Annotated in this window: 16 protein-coding genes; 11 read left to right on the top strand and 5 right to left on the bottom strand. The window is 66.0% G+C overall.

What is annotated here, in order from left to right; translation table 11 throughout:
- Positions 1–141 precede the first annotated feature (141 nt).
- Together XcodCFBP4690_RS05675 and gap are read right to left on the bottom strand one after the other, a co-directional pair.
- Positions 142–612 carry a hypothetical protein gene (locus XcodCFBP4690_RS05675; protein ID WP_104540021.1) on the bottom strand — a complete coding sequence of 157 codons (471 nt, stop codon included), beginning with the start codon at positions 610–612 and terminating at the stop codon, positions 142–144.
- A 193-nt stretch (positions 613–805) separates the two neighbouring features.
- A complete protein-coding gene (gene gap, locus XcodCFBP4690_RS05670) occupies positions 806–1,807 on the bottom strand; it encodes a type I glyceraldehyde-3-phosphate dehydrogenase (protein ID WP_104540062.1) in 1,002 nt (333 codons plus the stop codon).
- 479 nt (positions 1,808–2,286) lie between these two features.
- On the opposite strand from gap, the gene XcodCFBP4690_RS05665 reads away from it, so the two are divergent.
- The 8 genes from XcodCFBP4690_RS05665 (at position 2,287) to modC (ending at position 8,349) form a co-directional block, all read left to right on the top strand.
- Positions 2,287–2,799 carry an SgcJ/EcaC family oxidoreductase gene (locus XcodCFBP4690_RS05665; protein WP_104540020.1) on the top strand — a complete coding sequence of 171 codons (513 nt, stop codon included), beginning with the start codon at positions 2,287–2,289 and terminating at the stop codon, positions 2,797–2,799.
- A gap of 281 nt (positions 2,800–3,080) precedes the next feature.
- On the top strand, positions 3,081–3,704 hold the full coding sequence (locus XcodCFBP4690_RS05660; RefSeq protein ID WP_104540019.1) for an OmpW/AlkL family protein: 624 nt from the start codon (positions 3,081–3,083) through the stop codon (positions 3,702–3,704).
- A gap of 119 nt (positions 3,705–3,823) precedes the next feature.
- On the top strand, positions 3,824–4,438 hold the full coding sequence (locus XcodCFBP4690_RS05655) for an OmpW/AlkL family protein (protein WP_104540018.1): 615 nt from the start codon (positions 3,824–3,826) through the stop codon (positions 4,436–4,438).
- A gap of 16 nt (positions 4,439–4,454) precedes the next feature.
- Complete coding sequence (locus XcodCFBP4690_RS05650) at positions 4,455–5,342, top strand: S1/P1 nuclease (RefSeq protein WP_410049671.1); 888 nt, start codon at positions 4,455–4,457, stop codon at positions 5,340–5,342.
- Between the two features lie 13 nt (positions 5,343–5,355).
- A complete protein-coding gene (locus tag XcodCFBP4690_RS05645; protein ID WP_104540060.1) occupies positions 5,356–6,180 on the top strand; it encodes an MBL fold metallo-hydrolase in 825 nt (274 codons plus the stop codon).
- A 75-nt stretch (positions 6,181–6,255) separates the two neighbouring features.
- Entirely contained in the window at positions 6,256–7,032 is a 777-nt protein-coding gene (gene modA / locus XcodCFBP4690_RS05640) for a molybdate ABC transporter substrate-binding protein (RefSeq protein ID WP_104540017.1), read from the top strand.
- Positions 7,033–7,048: 16 nt separating this feature from the next.
- Complete coding sequence (modB, locus tag XcodCFBP4690_RS05635; RefSeq protein WP_208622697.1) at positions 7,049–7,735, top strand: molybdate ABC transporter permease subunit; 687 nt, start codon at positions 7,049–7,051, stop codon at positions 7,733–7,735.
- Entirely contained in the window at positions 7,735–8,349 is a 615-nt protein-coding gene (gene modC / locus XcodCFBP4690_RS05630; protein WP_104540015.1) for a molybdenum ABC transporter ATP-binding protein, read from the top strand. The genes modB and modC overlap by 1 nt, the downstream gene beginning before the upstream one ends.
- A gap of 251 nt (positions 8,350–8,600) precedes the next feature.
- Here modC and XcodCFBP4690_RS05625 read toward each other — a convergent pair whose 3' ends face one another.
- Genes XcodCFBP4690_RS05625 through XcodCFBP4690_RS05615 form a run of 3 tightly spaced genes read right to left on the bottom strand, consistent with a single transcriptional unit; the run spans position 8,601 to position 10,823 of the window.
- Complete coding sequence (locus XcodCFBP4690_RS05625) at positions 8,601–9,188, bottom strand: hypothetical protein (RefSeq protein WP_104540014.1); 588 nt, start codon at positions 9,186–9,188, stop codon at positions 8,601–8,603.
- Positions 9,188–10,468, bottom strand: a complete 1,281-nt coding sequence (locus tag XcodCFBP4690_RS05620; RefSeq protein WP_104540013.1) for a TonB family protein — start codon at positions 10,466–10,468, stop codon at positions 9,188–9,190. Before XcodCFBP4690_RS05620 ends, XcodCFBP4690_RS05625 begins: the two co-directional genes overlap by 1 nt.
- Positions 10,458–10,823, bottom strand: coding sequence for a BlaI/MecI/CopY family transcriptional regulator (locus XcodCFBP4690_RS05615; protein ID WP_104540012.1), 366 nt, complete (start codon positions 10,821–10,823; stop codon positions 10,458–10,460). The genes XcodCFBP4690_RS05620 and XcodCFBP4690_RS05615 overlap by 11 nt, the downstream gene beginning before the upstream one ends.
- Before the next feature lie 148 nt (positions 10,824–10,971).
- Here XcodCFBP4690_RS05615 and XcodCFBP4690_RS05610 point away from each other — a divergent pair, with 148 nt between their 5' ends.
- The 3 genes from XcodCFBP4690_RS05610 to XcodCFBP4690_RS05600 all read left to right on the top strand — a co-directional run bounded on the left by XcodCFBP4690_RS05610 (position 10,972) and on the right by XcodCFBP4690_RS05600 (position 17,100).
- The gene (locus tag XcodCFBP4690_RS05610; protein WP_104540011.1) at positions 10,972–12,933 is read left to right on the top strand and encodes an acetyl-CoA hydrolase/transferase C-terminal domain-containing protein; all 1,962 of its coding nucleotides are present in this window, start codon (positions 10,972–10,974) and stop codon (positions 12,931–12,933) included.
- A 245-nt stretch (positions 12,934–13,178) separates the two neighbouring features.
- Positions 13,179–14,243: a phosphatidylinositol-specific phospholipase C1-like protein gene (locus tag XcodCFBP4690_RS05605; RefSeq protein WP_244183573.1), complete on the top strand. Its 1,065-nt coding sequence runs from the start codon at positions 13,179–13,181 to the stop codon at positions 14,241–14,243.
- Positions 14,244–14,379: 136 nt separating this feature from the next.
- Positions 14,380–17,100, top strand: a complete 2,721-nt coding sequence (locus XcodCFBP4690_RS05600; RefSeq protein ID WP_104540009.1) for a TonB-dependent receptor — start codon at positions 14,380–14,382, stop codon at positions 17,098–17,100.
- Positions 17,101–17,356: the final 256 nt, after the last annotated feature.

Raw genomic sequence — 17,356 nt, 5'->3', positions numbered from 1 at the left:
CTGCCGGCCCCTTGGGCAAGCGGGCCATGGAGATGGAGGAGTGTCAGGGAGCCGCAGTGGCCGCCATGTACCGGTCCAGGCGCCACGGCATGCCTTCGGTCACCAATAAAAAACGCCCGGAAAACCGGGCGTCTTGGCGGATTATTCGCGGTAACCGCTGTCGTTCTTGTTATGAATGATCCAGATCAGGTTGCCGCCGGTATCCATCGACTTGCCGGCAAATACCAAACGCCCCTGGCCCTTGTAGGCCATCTCGTGACGATAGCGGTCGCCACCGTAGAAGAACGGGATAAATGCCTTGCCAGTGACATACGACCCCTGGTCGGTCGGCTGACCAATCAGGTCGGTCACCTGCTTCATCGGCATACCGATCTTGAGCTGGGTGAACTTGCTGTCGGGCGCCGGCTTGCCGGTGATCTCGCCCTCATAATCATTGACGCCCTTGACGGTCTCGCCGTAGCCGGCTTCGACCTGCGCAGAGTTGGTGACCTCTCCGTCGGCATTCATCCAGGCCGGCGTGCCGGTCTGCTTCTTGGCCGCCAAGCCATCGAACGGTGCCGAGAACGCCACCACCACTCCAAGCGCCAGCGCGCCTGCCAGAAATTTATTCATTTTGATTATCTCTATCCATAGAGTTCCCCGATCCTTCGTACACGACACGGTAACGACCGCCGTGCATGAGAATTAGCACACGTGGATCGTCCAAAGCCCATCACTTGATACCTGTGGCTGCATCGCACGTCACCAAAAACCCAATAAAAAGGCCCCGCCGCGGCGGAGCCTTCTTACTCATCTGGAAACTCGGTTACTTGGCAACAACCCGCACCATTTCCAGGCACTTGTTGGAATAGCCCCACTCGTTGTCGTACCAGGACACCAGCTTGACGAAGGTGGAATCCAGCGCGATGCCGGCATCGGCATCGAACACCGAGGTGCAGGTCTCGCCGCGGAAATCGGTGGCCACCACCTTGTCTTCGGTATAGCCCAGCACACCCTTCAAGGCGCCTTCGCTCTGCGCCTTCACTTCGGCGCAGATCTCGGCGTAGGTTGCCGGCTTTTCCAGTTCGACGGTCAGGTCGACCACCGACACGTCCGAGGTCGGCACGCGGAAGCTCATGCCGGTGAGCTTCTTGTTGAGCTCGGGAATGACCACGCCCACCGCCTTGGCCGCGCCGGTAGAGGACGGGATGATGTTCTCCAGGATGCCGCGGCCACCGCGCCAGTCCTTGTTCGACGGGCCGTCCACGGTCTTCTGGGTGGCGGTGGCCGCATGCACAGTGGTCATCAGGCCGCGCTTGATGCCCCACTTGTCGTTGATGACCTTGGCCAGCGGCGCCAGGCAGTTGGTGGTGCACGAGGCGTTGGAGACGATGGCCTCGCCGTTGTAGGCCTTGTCGTTGACGCCGTAGACGAACATCGGGGTGTCGTCCTTGGACGGGGCCGACAGGATCACCTTCTTGGCACCGGCGTCGAGGTGCTTCTGCGCGGTTTCCTTAGTCAGGAACAGGCCGGTGGATTCGATCACCACGTCGGCGCCTACCGCATCCCACTTGAGGTTGGCCGGGTCGCGCTCCTGGGTCAGGCGGATCTTCTTGCCGTTGACGATCAACGTGTTGCCGTCGACCGACACCTCGGCCTTGAAGCGGCCGTGCACCGAGTCGTACTGCAGCATATAGGCCAGGTAGTCGGGCTCGAGCAGGTCATTGATGGCCACGATCTCGATGTCATTGGCGAAGTTCTGCACCGCAGAGCGCAGCACGTTGCGTCCGATGCGACCGAATCCGTTGATGCCAACCTTGATTGCCATGTTCACTAGCTCCTGCGGCCGCGACAGCGCGGCGGATGGAAAGGGGCCGCCATTCTAACAGCGTCCTTCTGGTACGGCCGTGCTGTTGCGCGCACGCGCCGTGGGCGGGGATGGGAAGCCGACCCGGATCCGAGCGATGGCCCACACCTGACAGCGCATCTTGCAACCGCCTGGCACCTCGGCGGCTCCGCCCGACAGGAAGTGGCACCGGCATCAGCCGCAGTGCCCCACCCGCACCCGGCGTTGCGCAGCGTGTGATCGAGCGTCGATGCCACCTGCCCTGCCATCGAAACACCAGCACACGCGCCGGCCGAAACCGAGAACCCCACTATTCTTTTCTTTACAATTACTTACAATTTAATCAGCTACGCCGAAAAGCCTATTCATACATATGCCGACCAGCAGCATTTCGGCACCCCGTGGATTTCGATACTGGCCCTGCCTGCTGAGGCACCCACTCAATCACACGGAGATTCCCCATGCGTCGCACCCTGTTCTCTCTGGCTTTGGCTCTGGCTGCCACCCCGGCGCTGGCCGGCGGCGTAATGCACTACACCGAGAAGGCGTCGCTGCCGGCCGATGGCGAAGCGCGCGAAGTCGCCGCGTTGTTCGATACCTGGAATGCGGCGCTGGCCACGGGCAACCCGCACAAGGTGGCCGACCTGTACGCGTCCGATGGCGTGCTGCTGCCGACGGTCTCCAACGAGGTGCGCGCCTCGCGCGAGCAGATCGAAAAGTACTTCGAGATGTTCCTGACCAAGAAGCCCAAGGGCGTGGTCAACTACCGCACCGTGCGCGTGCTCGATGACGACAGCGCAGTGGATGCCGGCGTGTACACCTTCACGCTGACCGACAAGAACGGCAAGCAGAGCGATGTGCAGGCGCGCTACACCTTCGTGTACGAAAAGCGCGACGGCAAGTGGCTGATCATCAACCACCACAGCTCGGCGATGCCGGAAGTGGACGCGCCGACGGTCGCCAAGGCCAAGTGAGCGCCACTGCATGACAGCGCACCACCCACGGCCTGCACGCCTGCCCATCCCACTGTCGGGACACCTCCCCCTACCGGCAGTGGGCTCGCCCGCAACGCACCGCATGCCAGAGGCGATATGCGCGTGCAATCGGCACGACGGCAGGCTGCGCCGCCGCTGCACACCCATTCCCCATCGCAGCGACCCACAACACAGAAGCCCCCTGGGTTGATCAGGATCAAGGCGATGCCGGGACAAATCCACAAGACTTCGTCCATCCCCTGCACACAACGAGAATCTTCATGCGCATGCGCTCTTCCCTTCTGCTCGCCGGCCTGGCCGCCACCGTTGCCAGCGTCCCCGCACTGGCTCAATCCAAAGGCGACTGGACCGTTGCCGTCGGTGCCCACCAGGTCGCTCCCAAGTCCGATAATGGCCGCCTGGTCGGCGGCACGCTCGAAGCGGAGGTTGGCAATGACATCAAGCCGACCTTCACCGCCGAATATTTCGTTGCCGACAACCTGGGCATCGAGGTTCTGGCTGCGCTGCCGTTCGAACACGACATCGCGCTGCGCGGGGCGGGACGCGTCGGCAGCACCAAGCATCTGCCGCCGGTAGTGTCGTTGCAGTACCACTTCAACAGCCAGGGCCGCGTCTCGCCCTTCCTCGGTGCGGGCATCAACTACACGCGCTTCTTCAGTACCGATACCCGCGGTGCGCTGGCCGGCAGCGAACTGGAACTGGACGACTCCTGGGGTCTTGCCCTGCACGCGGGCCTGGACTTCAAGCTCAGCGAACGCGGCGCCCTGCGCGTCAACCTGCGCTGGATCGATATCGACACCGAAGCCCGCCTGGATGGCTCGCGCATCGGCACGGTGAACATCGACCCGCTGGTCTACGGCGCGGCCTACGTGCACCGGTTCTGAGCGGCAGCGGCAGGCGCGGCGCATCTCTGGCACACTTGACGTCCAGGGACGTGCATCCACCGCCGGAGTTGCGGACAGGTCGATCGCGTCGAGCGCCTGTCCGACCTACCGGGGATCCCATGAGCATGTTCATCCGCACCGCCCTCGCCATTGCATTGGCCGCTTCGGCCGCACCCGCCCTCGCCCAGTCGGCCGGCCATTGGACCACCGGCTACGGCGCAGGCTACGTCTCGCCCAAGTCCGACAGCGGCGCCTTCGCCGGCACCTCTGCAGAGATCAAGGGCGCGCCGACGCTCTCGTTCACCTACGAGTACTTCATCCGCAACAACCTGGGCATCGAACTCAATGCCTCGGTTGCGGGCAGGCACGACCTTGAACTGGAAGGCGTCGGCAAGGTGGGCAGCTACTGGTCGGTGCCGCCCAGCGTGCTGCTGCAGTACCACATCAATGGCTACGGCACGGTGTCGCCGTTCGTGGGTGTGGGCATCAACTACAGCATGCTGCTTGGCGAAGACACCGAGCCGGCGCTGGGCAACGGCGACCTGCGCCTTGGAGACTCGGTTGGCGCCACCGCGCACGTCGGTGTGGATTTCATCTTCAACGACCGCAGTGGCTTGCGCGTGGACGCGCGCTGGACCGATTCGCGCAGCAACGTCGACCTCAACGGCACGCGGCTGGGCAAGGCGCGGATCGATCCGCTGACCTACGGCATCTCGTACCTGGTCTATTACTGATCGCGCTGCCGCTGGCATGCCGGCGGGCGGCGGCGAGGTGTCGGCGGCAGCCACAAAACCGCCCGCGATGCGTGCGTACAATCCGGGGATGAAAACTTTTTCCCTGTCCCGTTTCGCCCTTGCCGCGGCATTGACCGCGGCGATCCAGCCCATCACCGCCTTTGCCTGGGGCGCGCAGGGCCACCGTCTGGTGGCGCGCGTTGCAGAGACCGAACTGAGCCCGCAGGCGCGTGCCCAGGTGGCGCAGCTGCTGGCCGGCGAGCCGGACCCGACCTTGCACGGTGTCGCCAGCTGGGCCGACGAGCTGCGCGAACACGATCCGGACCTGGGCAAGCGCTCCGGGCCGTGGCATTACGTCAACCTGGGCGAACACGACTGCGTCTACCAGCCGCCGCGCGACTGTCCCGACGGCAACTGCGTGATCGCCGCACTCGATCGGCAGACCGCCTTGCTGGCCGACCGCAGCCAGCCGCTGGAGGTCCGCCGCCAGGCATTGAAGTTTGTGGTGCACTTCGTCGGCGACATCCATCAGCCGATGCATGCCGGCTACGCGCACGACAAGGGCGGCAACGACTTCCAGCTGCAGGTCGGTGGCAAGGGCAGCAACCTGCATGCGCTGTGGGATAGCGGCATGCTCAACGACCGCCACCTCAGCGACGAGGCCTACCTGCAGCGCCTGCTGGCCCTGCCGGCCGCCACTCCTGTCTCGCCAGCGCTGCCGCCACCGGCAGTGGCATGGGCGCAGGCCTCCTGCAAGATCGCCATTGCCCCGGGCACGTATCCAGCGTCGCACGTCTTGCCGGAGGGATACATGGACACCTACCGGCCGATCGCCGAAACCCAGCTGCGCATCGCCGGCGACCGGCTGGCCGCCGTCCTCAATGCGGCACTGGCCGCTCCCTGACGTGGAGACGCCGATGCAACCGCAGGTGCTGGCGTTCTTCCATGCCGACAGCAACACCTTCACCTATGTGGTGGCCGACACGGCCTCCGGCGCGGCGGCGGTGATCGACCCGGCACTGGACTATGCAGCGGACAGCGGCGCCATCGGCATGCAGACCGCGCAGACGATCGTCGATGCCATCCGGCAACGCGGGTGGCAGGTTCAGTGGCTGCTGGAAACCCATGCGCATGCCGATCACCTGTCTGCCGCGCAGTGGCTCAAGCAGCACTGGCCGCAGGCATGCGTCGCCATCGGCGCCGGTATCACCCAGGTGCAACAGACGCTCGCACCGCGCTACGCGTTGCCGCAGGATTTTCGCGCCGACGGCTCGCAGTTCGATCATCTGTTCGCCGACGACGAACGCTTCCTGCTCGGCAATATCCATGCGCGGGTCATTGCCGTGCCCGGCCACACCAGCGACAGCATTGCGTACCTGATCGGCGATGCGCTGTTTCCCGGCGACTCGCTGTTCATGCCCGACGCGGGCACCGCACGCTGCGACTTTCCTGGCGGCGATGCCCGGCAGCTGTATGCCTCGATCCAGCGTCTTTACACGCTGCCAGACACCACCCGGGTGTTCGTCTGCCACGACTATGGCCCCGGCGGCCGGCCGGTGGCGTACCAGACCAGCATCGGCGACCAGCGGCGCAGCAATATCCACGTGCGCGACGGCGTGGACATCGAAGCGTTCGTGGCGCAGCGGCAGGCACGCGACGCCACCCTGCCGGAGCCCAGGCTGATCGGCCCGGCGCTGCAGGCCAACCTGCAGGCGGGGCGCGGCGCAGGCAAGGTTCCATAACCCGCGCAGGCGGTCGCCACGCCGGTCACGGCGCAGCCGTTATGATCGGTGACCGCCACCTGTTTGGAGCTTCCCATGCGCATGATCGGTTTCTGGCAGCGCGCCCTGTGCGTGTTGATGCTTGCCCTGCCCGTGCTGGCCTGCGCGCAGGCCGCGCCGCTGACCGTGTTCGCGGCCGCCAGCCTCAAGGAGTCGATGGACGACGCCGCAGCCGCCTATGAGAAGGCCACCGGAACGCCGGTGCGCGTGTCCTATGCCGCAAGCTCGGCGCTGGCGCGTCAGATCGAGCAAGGCGCCCCGGCGGATGTGTTCTTTTCGGCCGATCTGGAATGGATGGACTATCTGCAGCAGCGCAAGCTGGTGGAGCCGGCACAACGCCAGCAGCTGCTTGGCAACACCCTGGTACTAATCGCGCCAGCGACCAGCCAGGTGCAGGTGGATCCGCGTGTCCCGGGCAGCATCGCCAAGGCCTTGGGCGAGAGCGGCCGCTTGGCGGTTGGCCAGACCACTAGCGTGCCGGCCGGCAAATACGCCGCGGCGGCGCTGCGCAAGCTCGGCCAGTGGGACAGCGTGCAGGCACGCCTGGCCGAATCGGAGAGCGTGCGCGCAGCGCTGATGCTGGTCTCGCGTGGCGAGGCGCCGCTGGGCATCGTGTATGGCTCGGATGCACGCGCCGACGCCAAGGTGCGCGTGGTGGCCACGTTCCCGGCGGACAGTCATGCGCCCATCGTGTATCCGGTGGCTGCCCTGAAGAACAGCCGCAACCCGGCCACGACCGCCTTCGTCGCATGGCTGCGCAGTGCGCCGGCCAAGGCGATCTTCACCCGTCGTGGCTTCTCGCTGCAGGATTGAGGCGCAGCGCTTGTCGATGTTCACCCCGCAAGAGCTGGTCGCCATCGGCCTGAGTCTGAAGGTTGCGCTGGTGGCCGCAGTGGCCAGCCTGCCGCCGGGAATCGCCTGCGGCTGGCTGCTGGCGCGCCGGCGTTTCCCCGGCAAGGCGCTGTTGGATGCGGTACTGCATCTGCCGCTGGTGATGCCGCCGGTAGTGACCGGCTACGCACTGCTGGTGACCCTGGGCACGCAGGGGGTGATCGGCAGCTGGTTGCTGGAACACGTCGGCGTGCGGTTCGCATTCCGCTGGACCGGCGCGGCGCTGGCCTGCGCGGTGATGGGGTTCCCGCTGATGGTGCGCGCAATTCGGCTCTCGATCGAAGCCACCGACCGTCGCCTGGAAGCGGCCGCGGCCACCCTCGGGGCCGGGCCGTGGCGGGTGTTCTTCAGCATCACCCTGCCCCTGGCCTGGCCCGGCCTGGTGGCCGGCATGGTGCTGGCGTTCGCCAAGGCGCTGGGCGAGTTCGGCGCCACCATCACCTTCGTGTCGAATATCCCCGGCGAAACCCAGACCTTGTCGTCGGCCATCTACGGCTTGATGCAGGTGCCGGGAATGGAGTCGGGCGTATGGCGACTGGCGGCAGTGGCGTTGGCGATCTCGCTGGCGGCATTGCTGCTCTCCGAATGGCTGGTGCGTCGGCCGCATCCGCGCGAGGACGGCTGATGCTGGATCTGGACCTGCATCTGCGGCGTGGCAATTTCCAGCGACACATCTGCATCCAGGACGCGGCACGCGTGGTGGCGCTGGTGGGGCCCTCCGGTGCGGGCAAGACCACGGTGCTCAACGCCATCGCCGGCCTGGTGCAGCCGGATGCAGGCCATATCCGCATCGATGGACGCTGCCTGTACGACCGCCAGCAGCGCGTGGACCTGCCCACGCACAAGCGCCGCATCGGCTACGTGTTCCAGGATGCGCGGCTGTTCCCGCATCTGGATGTGCGGCACAACCTGCGCTATGGCCGGCATGCGCGCGGCGCAGCGACGTTCGGGTTCGACGATGTGGTGGCCTTGCTCGGCATCGCGCCGCTGTTGCAGCGCCGGCCGCGCAATTTATCCGGCGGCGAAGCGCAGCGCGTGGCGATCGGCCGCGCGCTGCTGTCGCAGCCGGCGATCCTGTTGTTCGACGAGCCGTTGTCGGCGCTGGACCAGGCGCGTCGCGAAGAATTGATCCCGTACCTGCAGCGCGTGCGCGACGAAATCCGTCTGCCGATGCTGTACGTCAGCCATAACCCGGACGAAGTGCAGCGCATTGCCGACAGCGTGCACGCGTTGACCTGATGGGATCACCGGCGCAAGCGGGCGCGCAGCGTGCGATTGCGCGCCGGCCTGCGCGAAAGCCATCAGTTCAGTGATGCGATTTCCCAGGCGCATGTTTTTGCCGTCTGCGCGTTGTTCGCGGCACGCGCTGCAGGTGCGCTGCTCTATCCAGGTTCACTACCCGGCTGGGCTCGACATGCAGGACGTAGCCTGCGACCCAGCTTCCACCGGCGCAGGACCGGGCACACCGCTCCCGGCACCGCATGCCGCACTCAGCGTGCCACCTGACCGGACCGCACACTCGCCCTGCCCTGTCGCACCTCGAAAGTGAAGGCAAACGGCAAGGTCACCGGCACCGGCTCCACCCGCGCGGCGCCGGTGCAGTCGTCCAGGTCCGCCGGCGGTGTCGCGCCGGGCGCGTAGCTGCACATCGCTGCCGGCACGAACTGCCAATGCATCACCGCAGCGCGCACGGCCTGCAGCAGATCGGCATGCTCGGGCAACAGCACGGCGCCGCACTCATCGCGATCGGACAGCGGGTCCACGCGCTGCACCGCGCCGTCGGCTGTGAGAATCACCTGCACGCAGACCGTGGTCGGGGCCAGGGTCTGCCGCGGCGACTCCGGCGGTAGCGCGGGCGTATCGCTGCGCAGGGCGCGTGGCATGCGAAAGCGTTGTGTGGACGACAGCGTATAGGCCTGCGTCGCGGCCGCGCCACCAGCACCCGACTGCGGCGGCAACATGCGTTGATCGACCGAATCCTCGCGTTGACTGCGCTCCTGCTCCAGCACAGGCCGGCTCGCGCAGCCGCCCAGGGACAGGGCCAGCACACCGCTTGCATACACCAGCGCGCGCCACATCACTGCATCTCCTGCGCGATGCAACCCGACGCCGGGCAGCCGGCCCTGCGTTCAAGCTGCGCAATGTGCTGCGGGCCACCGGTGGCCGGGGCAATGCCGGAAGCGTCTTCCGCCGGATCCGGTTCAAAGCGCACCGGCACGCGTACCGCCGAGGTCACCGCTCTGCCATCGACAGAGGCAGGCTTGAAGCGCCAGCTACGCGCTGCCTCAAGCACGGACTGGTCGAACACCCCGGCCGGCTGGCTGCGCAGGATGACGATATGCTCTGGCACCCCACTCGGGCTCACCTGGATCTGCAGCTCGACCAGGCCGGCAAGACCCGCAGCGGCGGCTGCAGCCGGGTATCTGGGCGGCTGCATCGTGCTGAAATCCACCGGGCTGCCGACAACCGGCGTGGCCTGCAGATGCGCCGGCTGGATCACCCAACAGGCGAGGCTGGCGATGGCCGCCAGCAGCATGACCGCACGCGAGTTCCTGTACGCGTGCTGCGTGGCGATTGCAGGCATGCGCAGGGCGCTGAGCCGCTGGGTCAGCGGATGCGCCGCTGCCCAGTGGCAGGCCAATGGCGTCCAGGCGTTGCCGAGTTGGCATTTGAGCATCGCCGCGGCATAGCTGCGGCGCTTGCCAGGATGCAGTGCCATCACCGCGGCATCGCAGGCCAGCTCCTGATCCAGGCCAAACGCGCGCCATCCCAGGTACAGCAGCGGATTGAACCAACCAAGGCACAGCAGCGCGATCGCCAGCGCATTGGCCCACAGATCGCCGCGATGCAGATGCTGCTGCTCGTGCGCCAGGATCAACGCGCGCTCGTCGGCGCTGTAGCGGCTGCTGAAATCCGGCGGCAGCACGATGCGTGGACGCAGAAGACCCAGCGAGGCTGGCAGACCTCCATCGTGCGTTGCCATCCATAGCCTCTTGTCCAAGGCAAGCAGTGGCCCGAGGCCTCGCACGAAACGCCGCTGGCTGCGCCACACCAGCAAGGCCATCAGCAGTGCGCCAGCCAGCCATGCGAGGCCGAGGACTTCGCGCCAATCGCTGCGACCGCCGACGCTGCCCGGTGCAAACGGCAGTGTCCCCAGCCCCGATGCAGGCAGCGTCGCCATGCCGATGGGCGGGCCTGGCACCAACGCAACCAACAAGGCCAGCGGCACGCTGGCCCAGATCGCATAGGCGGCCGACGGGCCTAACCAAAGACGCAAGCGTCCCCGCAGCAGCAGACAGGCCAGCACCGCAGCACTGGTGTAGAGCGTGGTCCGTAACATCATGGCATCAGGGCTCATCGTCCAGCTCCTTGAGCAGGCGCTTCAGGTCGGCGACATCCGATGCGCTGAGCTTTCCGCGCTCACTGAAGTGCGCCACCAGCGGTGCGACGCGTCCGCCGAACAGTCTTTGCAGCAGGCCCTCGCTCTGTTGCTGTACCCACTGGTCGCGCTGCAGCACCGGTGTGTACAGGTACTTGCGCCCGTCCTTCTGCGCGGCGATGGCCCCCTTGGTGAGCAGGCGATTGAGCAGGGTCTTGATGGTGGGCTCGGCCCAGTCGGTCTGCGGCAGCGCTGCCACCACCTCTTCGGCCGTGCGCGGCGCGCCGTCCCAGAGTACCTGCATCACCACAGCTTCGGCGTCGCTGATCGGCATCCGATCACACCCGTAATTTTTTTACGATTACGCTCGTAAACACAGACGATGTCAAGCCTCTTCCACGATCGCTTGCAGCTGCGGCAGCCGCCCGGGCGACGCATTCGCCCCGCAGGCATCGCAGCGACGGCTCGGCTACCCTGCACCGATGACCGACCACCTGACCGACTTGGACTCCGCCCTGGAGTGGATCCTGCAACGTATCGACGGCCCCCTTCGCGTTGGCGCGCCACTGGGGATCGGCAAACCGCACCGGCTGTTGAATGCGCTCTATGCGCGGCTCAAGGACACCCCGTCGCGGCCGCTGGCGCTGTACACCGCACTCTCGCTCAATCCGCCCAGGCCGGGCACGGGCCTTCAGGCACGCTTTGCGGCACCGTTCATTGCGCGTCACTTCGGTGAGGATTTTCCGCGGCTGGCCTATGTCGATGCCATGCTGCGCGACGCCCTGCCCGCGCATATCCAGGTGGAAGAGTTCTACATGCAATCCGGCGGGCTGCTGCAGTCGACGCAGGCGCAGGCCGACTACACCAGCCTGAACTACACGCACGCCGCCGCCGCGGTGGCGCAGCGGGCGCCGAACCTGATCGTGCAGAAGGTAGCGCGCGAGCCTGGCGGTACGCGACTGTCGTTGTCTTGCAACAACGACATCACCCAGGACACCCTGGAGGCGGTGCAGTCGCTAGGGCTGCCGCGCCCCTTGCTGGTGGCCGAGGTCGATCCGCAATTGCCCTGGATCGGCGGCACCGCCGCGGTGGACGCGGCGTTCTTCGATCTGGTCATCGACCTGCCCGGCCCCTCGCCGCGCCTGTTCGGCTTGCCGCGGCAGCCGGTGAGCAGCGTCGATTACGCCATTGGCCTGTATGCAAGCACCCTGGTGCGCGATGGCGGCACCTTGCAGATCGGCATCGGCACGCTGGCCGATGCCCTCAGCCATGCGCTGGTCCTGCGCCACACCGACAACGCCACCTATCGCCGCGTGCTGCAGGCACTGGACCCCGAACTTGCAACGCATCCGGCCGTGCAGGCCAGCGGCGGGCTGGAGCCGTTCACGATCGGCCTGTATGGCTGCAGCGAGATGCTCAACGAAGGCTTCAAGCAATTGGTGGACAGTGGCGTGATCGCCCGCAAGGTGCACGACGACCTGCCGCTGATGCAACGCATCGCCGATGGCAGCGCCGATGCCGACGACCGGGCACGCCTGGCACGCGAAGGCGAATTCCTGCATGGCGCGTTCTATCTCGGCTCGCCGGACTTCTACCAGTGGTTGCGCACACTCGACGAGCAGACCCGCGAGGCCATCGGCATGCGCCGCATCAGCCAGATCAATCAGCTCTATGGCGGCAACGAAGCGCTGGAACGCCTGCAACGGCGCGATGCGCGCTTTTTCAACTCCTGCATGATGGCCACCGCGCTCGGGGCTGCGGTTTCCGATGGCCTGGAGGATGGACGCGTGGTGTCCGGTGTGGGCGGCCAGTACAACTTCGTGGCGATGGCCCATGCGCTGCCGCAGGCACGCAGCGCGCTGATGTTGCGCGCCACCCGCGATGCGGGCGCGCGGGCGGCCAGCAATGTGCGCTGGAATTATGCTCACACCACCATCCCGCGCCACCTGCGCGATCTCTACATCACCGAATACGGCATCGCCGACCTGCGCCACAAGACCGACCAGGACTGCGTACTGGAGATGGCCGGCATCTGCGATGCCCGCTTTCAAGACACGTTGCTGGCGCAGGCGACGCGGTCGCGCAAGCTACGCACTCCACCGCAACTGGCTGCACGCGCGCAACGCAATACGCCCGAGGCGCTGGAGCAGGCCCTGGCCCCGTTTCGCCGCGACGGCAGCCTGCCCGACTACCCACTGGGCAGCGACTTCACCGCGATCGAGCAGCGCCTGTTGCGCGCCTTGACCTGGCTAAAGGCTGCAACGGCCAGTGCGACCGGCAAGGCTGCAACCGTGGCGCGCGCCGTGCTTGCACGCGGCACGTTGCAAGCCGACGAAGCGGCGTGCCTGCAGCGCATGGCGCTGGATGCGCCGCGCGGTCTCGGCGAGTGCATGCAGGCGCGGCTGCTGATACATGCCTTGCGTCAAACCACATCAGATCGGTAGCAGCTGACTCACCGATGCCGGGAGTACGATAACGACCAGGTCGACGGGCTGACCCACCACGGACATACCGCGGAAAGAGATGCGTCAAACTGGGCCGGGATGATGGCGATCACATCGTGTCCGGATCGCCCTGAATGCCTGGTTTTCCCGCCGTTTCCGCATCCATTCCCGATACCGGCATCAAGGCGAAAAGGTCGCGCACAAAGCGAAGGACTGCAGTATCGAGCATCGTCTCTGCGGTTGCGATGCTGGGCAGTCGTGTGGCGAGCGCAGCGCCCCACCTCACCGATCTGCAATACATCGGCAGCCACAACAGCTACCACGCCGGATTCGCGCCAAGCGAGGCTGCGGTGCTGAAGCAACTGGATCCGTCGTTGTTTGCCGCCCTCGATTACCGCCATCTGGCATTGACCAGGCAACTGGACGATGGCGTGCGCCAACTGGAACTGGATGTCTTTGCCGATGCACAGGGTGGGCGCTATGCGCATCCTGCCATCGTTGCGCAGATTGCCAAGGCAGGGCTTGCAGCCGCGCCGGCAAGCGCGCCGGAGGGGGTGATGGACAAGCCCGGATTCAAGGTCATGCATGTGCAGGACATCGACCAGCGCAGCAACTGCCAGCCGTTGGTGGCCTGCCTGCAGGAAGTGCGCGCATGGTCCCGGCAGCACCCCGGCCATGTGCCCGTCTTCATCCTGCTGGAGACCAAGCAGACACCGATACCGGCGGCGTTCCCGACCATGCAGCCCGAGCCGTTCGACGCCAAGGCGATGGACGCGCTGGATGCCGAGCTGCGCTCGGTGTTCCAGCCCGGCGAGTACATCAGCCCCGATCAGGTGCGTGGCAGCGCGCGCACGCTCAATGCCGCGGTGCTGGCGCATGGCTGGCCGCCCCTGCAGGCCGCACGCGGCAAGGTGATCTTCCTGCTGGATCAACGCAGCGCCAGCGACAGCTATCTTCCCGGCCATCCATCGTTGCGCGGCCGGGTGTGCTTCACCAATGCGATGCCGGGCGCCGACGATGCCGCGTTCGTCGAGCGCAACGACGGCCCTGCCGAGGAGATCACGCAGCTGGTCAAGGCCGGCTACCTGGTGCGTACACGCGCCGACGCCGACCTCAAGCAAGCGCAGGCCAACGACACCACGCGGCGCGACCGCATGCTGGCCAGCGGCGCACAGCTGATCAGTACCGACTTTCCCGTCAACGCGCCGGCCAGCTCCGGCTACGTGGTGCGCTTTGCCGGCGGTGCGGTGGCGCGCTGCAATCCGCAGCGGCCGCAGACGCTGTGCAAGGGCGTCGATCTGAGCCACTGATCGGCGGCGCCGCGCGCGGTCCCGCGGCCGCCCACAGGCAAACCACCTCCTGTCGCAATGGATGGCGTCGGCCAGACCTGGCCATGTCCACGTGCCGGACCGGGCCTTTCTCTTCCCCATCTCCGAGAGTCTTCCAATGCCGTATCTTCGTCCTTTCCATCGCCTGAGCTGCGCCATCGCCCTGGCGCTATCGGCACCGGCCTTTGCAGAAAATCCGGACCTGCGCACAGCCACCACCACCCTGGACTCGGTCAACGTGCAGGCCACGCATGCCGCCGCGCCGGGCTCGCTCGACGAGCAACGCACCTCCAGCAGCGTCAACAGCGTGCTGAGCAAGCAGCAGATCGATGCGATTCCGTCCGGCGGCATTGCCGATGTGGTGGCGCACATGCCGGGGCTGTCGGCGTACAGCGACATGCATCTGGGCCAGGCCACCACCGGCGAGAACGCCTACGTCAGCATCCGCGGCATGGATGCCAGCTACAACGCTTACACGCTCAACGGCTTCGGCATGCCGGAAACCGATTCGTCCACCCGTGCCATCTCGTTGAACATGCTCGCACCCTTCGGCATCCAGTCGGTGCAGGTATCCAAATCGCCAACGCCGGACATGCCCGGCGACTCCATCGGCGGCGCCATCGACATGCGGACACCCAACGCGTTCGACTTCGCGCAGGACGTGTCTGCCAGGACCACCGCACGCGGCCAGCTCAACGACCTGGCCACGCATCTGGGCGGCAAGGACAGCGGCGGCACCCTCCAGCAGGATCTGGCCTGGAAGTTCGGCGACGGCCATGCGTTCGGCATCTACGCCTCTGCCTATTACGGCAAGAACAACACCATGGCGCAGGCACCGGCGCCCAACAGCAAGTACGTGCCGGCCGACACAGCGCTTGCCAACGCCACCGACCTGCGCAACGTGGGGCCGTTGATCAGCACCCGCTACAAGTACAGCCTCTACACCAGCCAGATCGAGCGCTATGGCGGCAACCTGTCGCTGGACTGGCAGGGCGACACCAGCGCGCTGTATGCGCGCGCGATCTATGGCAGCTACGGCGTCACCGGGCAGCAGGACCAGTCCAGCGCACGCCTGGAAACCTTCCGTAACCAGCCCACTGCCGTGCGCGGTGGCTACTTCAATACGCACGACATCGACGAGACCCTGGCAGCACTGCAACTGGGCGGGCACACCACACTGGACCGGCTACGTGTCGACTACGGCAGCGCGTTCGGCCGCGGCACCCGCAGCCGGCCGGACTACGTGTCCGCCAGCCTGTATGGCTTCACGCCCGGCAGTTTCGCCTTCGATCTCAGCGACCCCACCTACCCGAGCATCGGACCAAGTTCCCAGGCGTTGAAGGACTTCTTCTACAACCTGGATTCGTCGCTGCTGTGGAAGGTGCAGGGCCACGATGCCGGCAGTCACGACAACCGCGTCAACCTGCACACCGATATCACCTACCGCGTGGACGGGGATGCGTTGGACAGCGTCAAGGTCGGCCTGTCGGCCGATCACTCCGAGCGTGACGCATACGACCATCCGTTCTTTCACAAGGACGGCAACTTCGTCACCAATGGGCCGTATTTCGGCGGCCCCAACTATGCCTTCCCCACCGCCGGTGGCCCACCGCTGAGCGCGATTCCTGGCCGCCTCACCTACAACGCCTTCGACGGCCACTACACCGGTGCATTCAAGCTGCTGGACCGCCGCTGGATGCGCGCGCAGGCGGTGCCCTACAAGTACATCAACGATCCGAATGGCGCCGGCACCTATACCGCCAACGACTACAACGCCAACACCACCTCAAGCACCGAGGCGATCACCTCGGGCTATGCGATGGCCGCACTGCACTTCGGCGCGGTGAGCGTGCTGCCCGGCGTGCGCTATGAACTGACGCGGTATTCGGCCGACGCCTGGCAATCCAGCGGCGATGGCGCCAGCGGGCGCTTTGTCGGCAATGGCAGCACCTATGGGCAGGTGCTGCCCGGCGTCAGCCTCAACTATCGCCCGGATGCGCTCACGGTCTACCGCGCGTCGTTGCGCCGCAGTTTCAGCCGGCCGGCATTCGGCCTGATTTCCGGGCAAACCGTGTACACCATCGACGACACGCAACGGGTGGTGGGCATCTCCAGGCCCAATCCGGACCTGCAGCCGAGCAAGGCCGACAATGCAGACCTGTCTGCCGAATTCTACGATCACCAGGGCGGCGTGCTGAGCGCTTCCACTTACTACAAGCGCATTACCGGCTTCGTGTATACCTCGCAGTCGGCCACCAGCAACGACAACACCCTCGGCGGCCTGGTACCCACCGGCACCACGTTCGAAAACGGCGTACCGGTGACCATGCCGCAAAATGGCGGCACCGCAAAGCTCTATGGCCTGGAGCTGGCAGCGAGCAAGCGCCTGCAGCAACTGCCCGGGCTGTGGAGCAACCTTGGCGTCACCGCCAATGTCACCCTGCAGCGCAGCGAAGCGGACAGCAGGCGCGCGGATCAACCGGAAAAGACCTGGTTGCCGCGTGCCCCGGAGCGCCTCTACAACCTGGACCTGTTCTACGACGACACGCATCTGCGCACCGACCTGAGCTACAACTACACCGGCCTGCAGTTGCTGGGGCTCACCACCGACCGGCTCAATTACTACCTGCAGCCGGTGAAGTCGCTGGACTTCAACGCCACCTATCATCTGCCGCATCATGTGGACGTGGGCGTGTCGGCGAAAAACCTGCTCAACGTGGCCACGTTCTACGAAATCCAGGGCAAGTCAAGACGCTACATGGCCTACGATCCAGGCGCCGATGGTGCTTATGTGCAGACCGGGCGGGTCTACATGCTGACGCTGGGCTACACCTACTGACGGCAAGAGTGCGGCAAGGTCGCAGCGGCGCTGCCCGCTCGTGCGGGGGCGTTGCAGGCTGCATGGCTGCTGGTTCGCGATGCAACCGGACACCGCACGCCGGTTCGCCAGATCGCGCGTGCAAGGTCTGCATCTCGCGGCGTCGTGACGGATGGAAAAATCGGGGCCAGGCAACTCGAGTTGAGACCACCGATGGTCTTGACCCCGTCGTGCAGCCGATGCGCGCTTGGCGGTCTGCAGTCAGTGCGCGTGCAGC

Source organism: Xanthomonas codiaei (assembly GCF_002939785.1).
Lineage (GTDB): Bacteria > Pseudomonadota > Gammaproteobacteria > Xanthomonadales > Xanthomonadaceae > Xanthomonas > Xanthomonas codiaei.
This window is presented reverse-complemented; position numbering and strand designations above follow the sequence as displayed.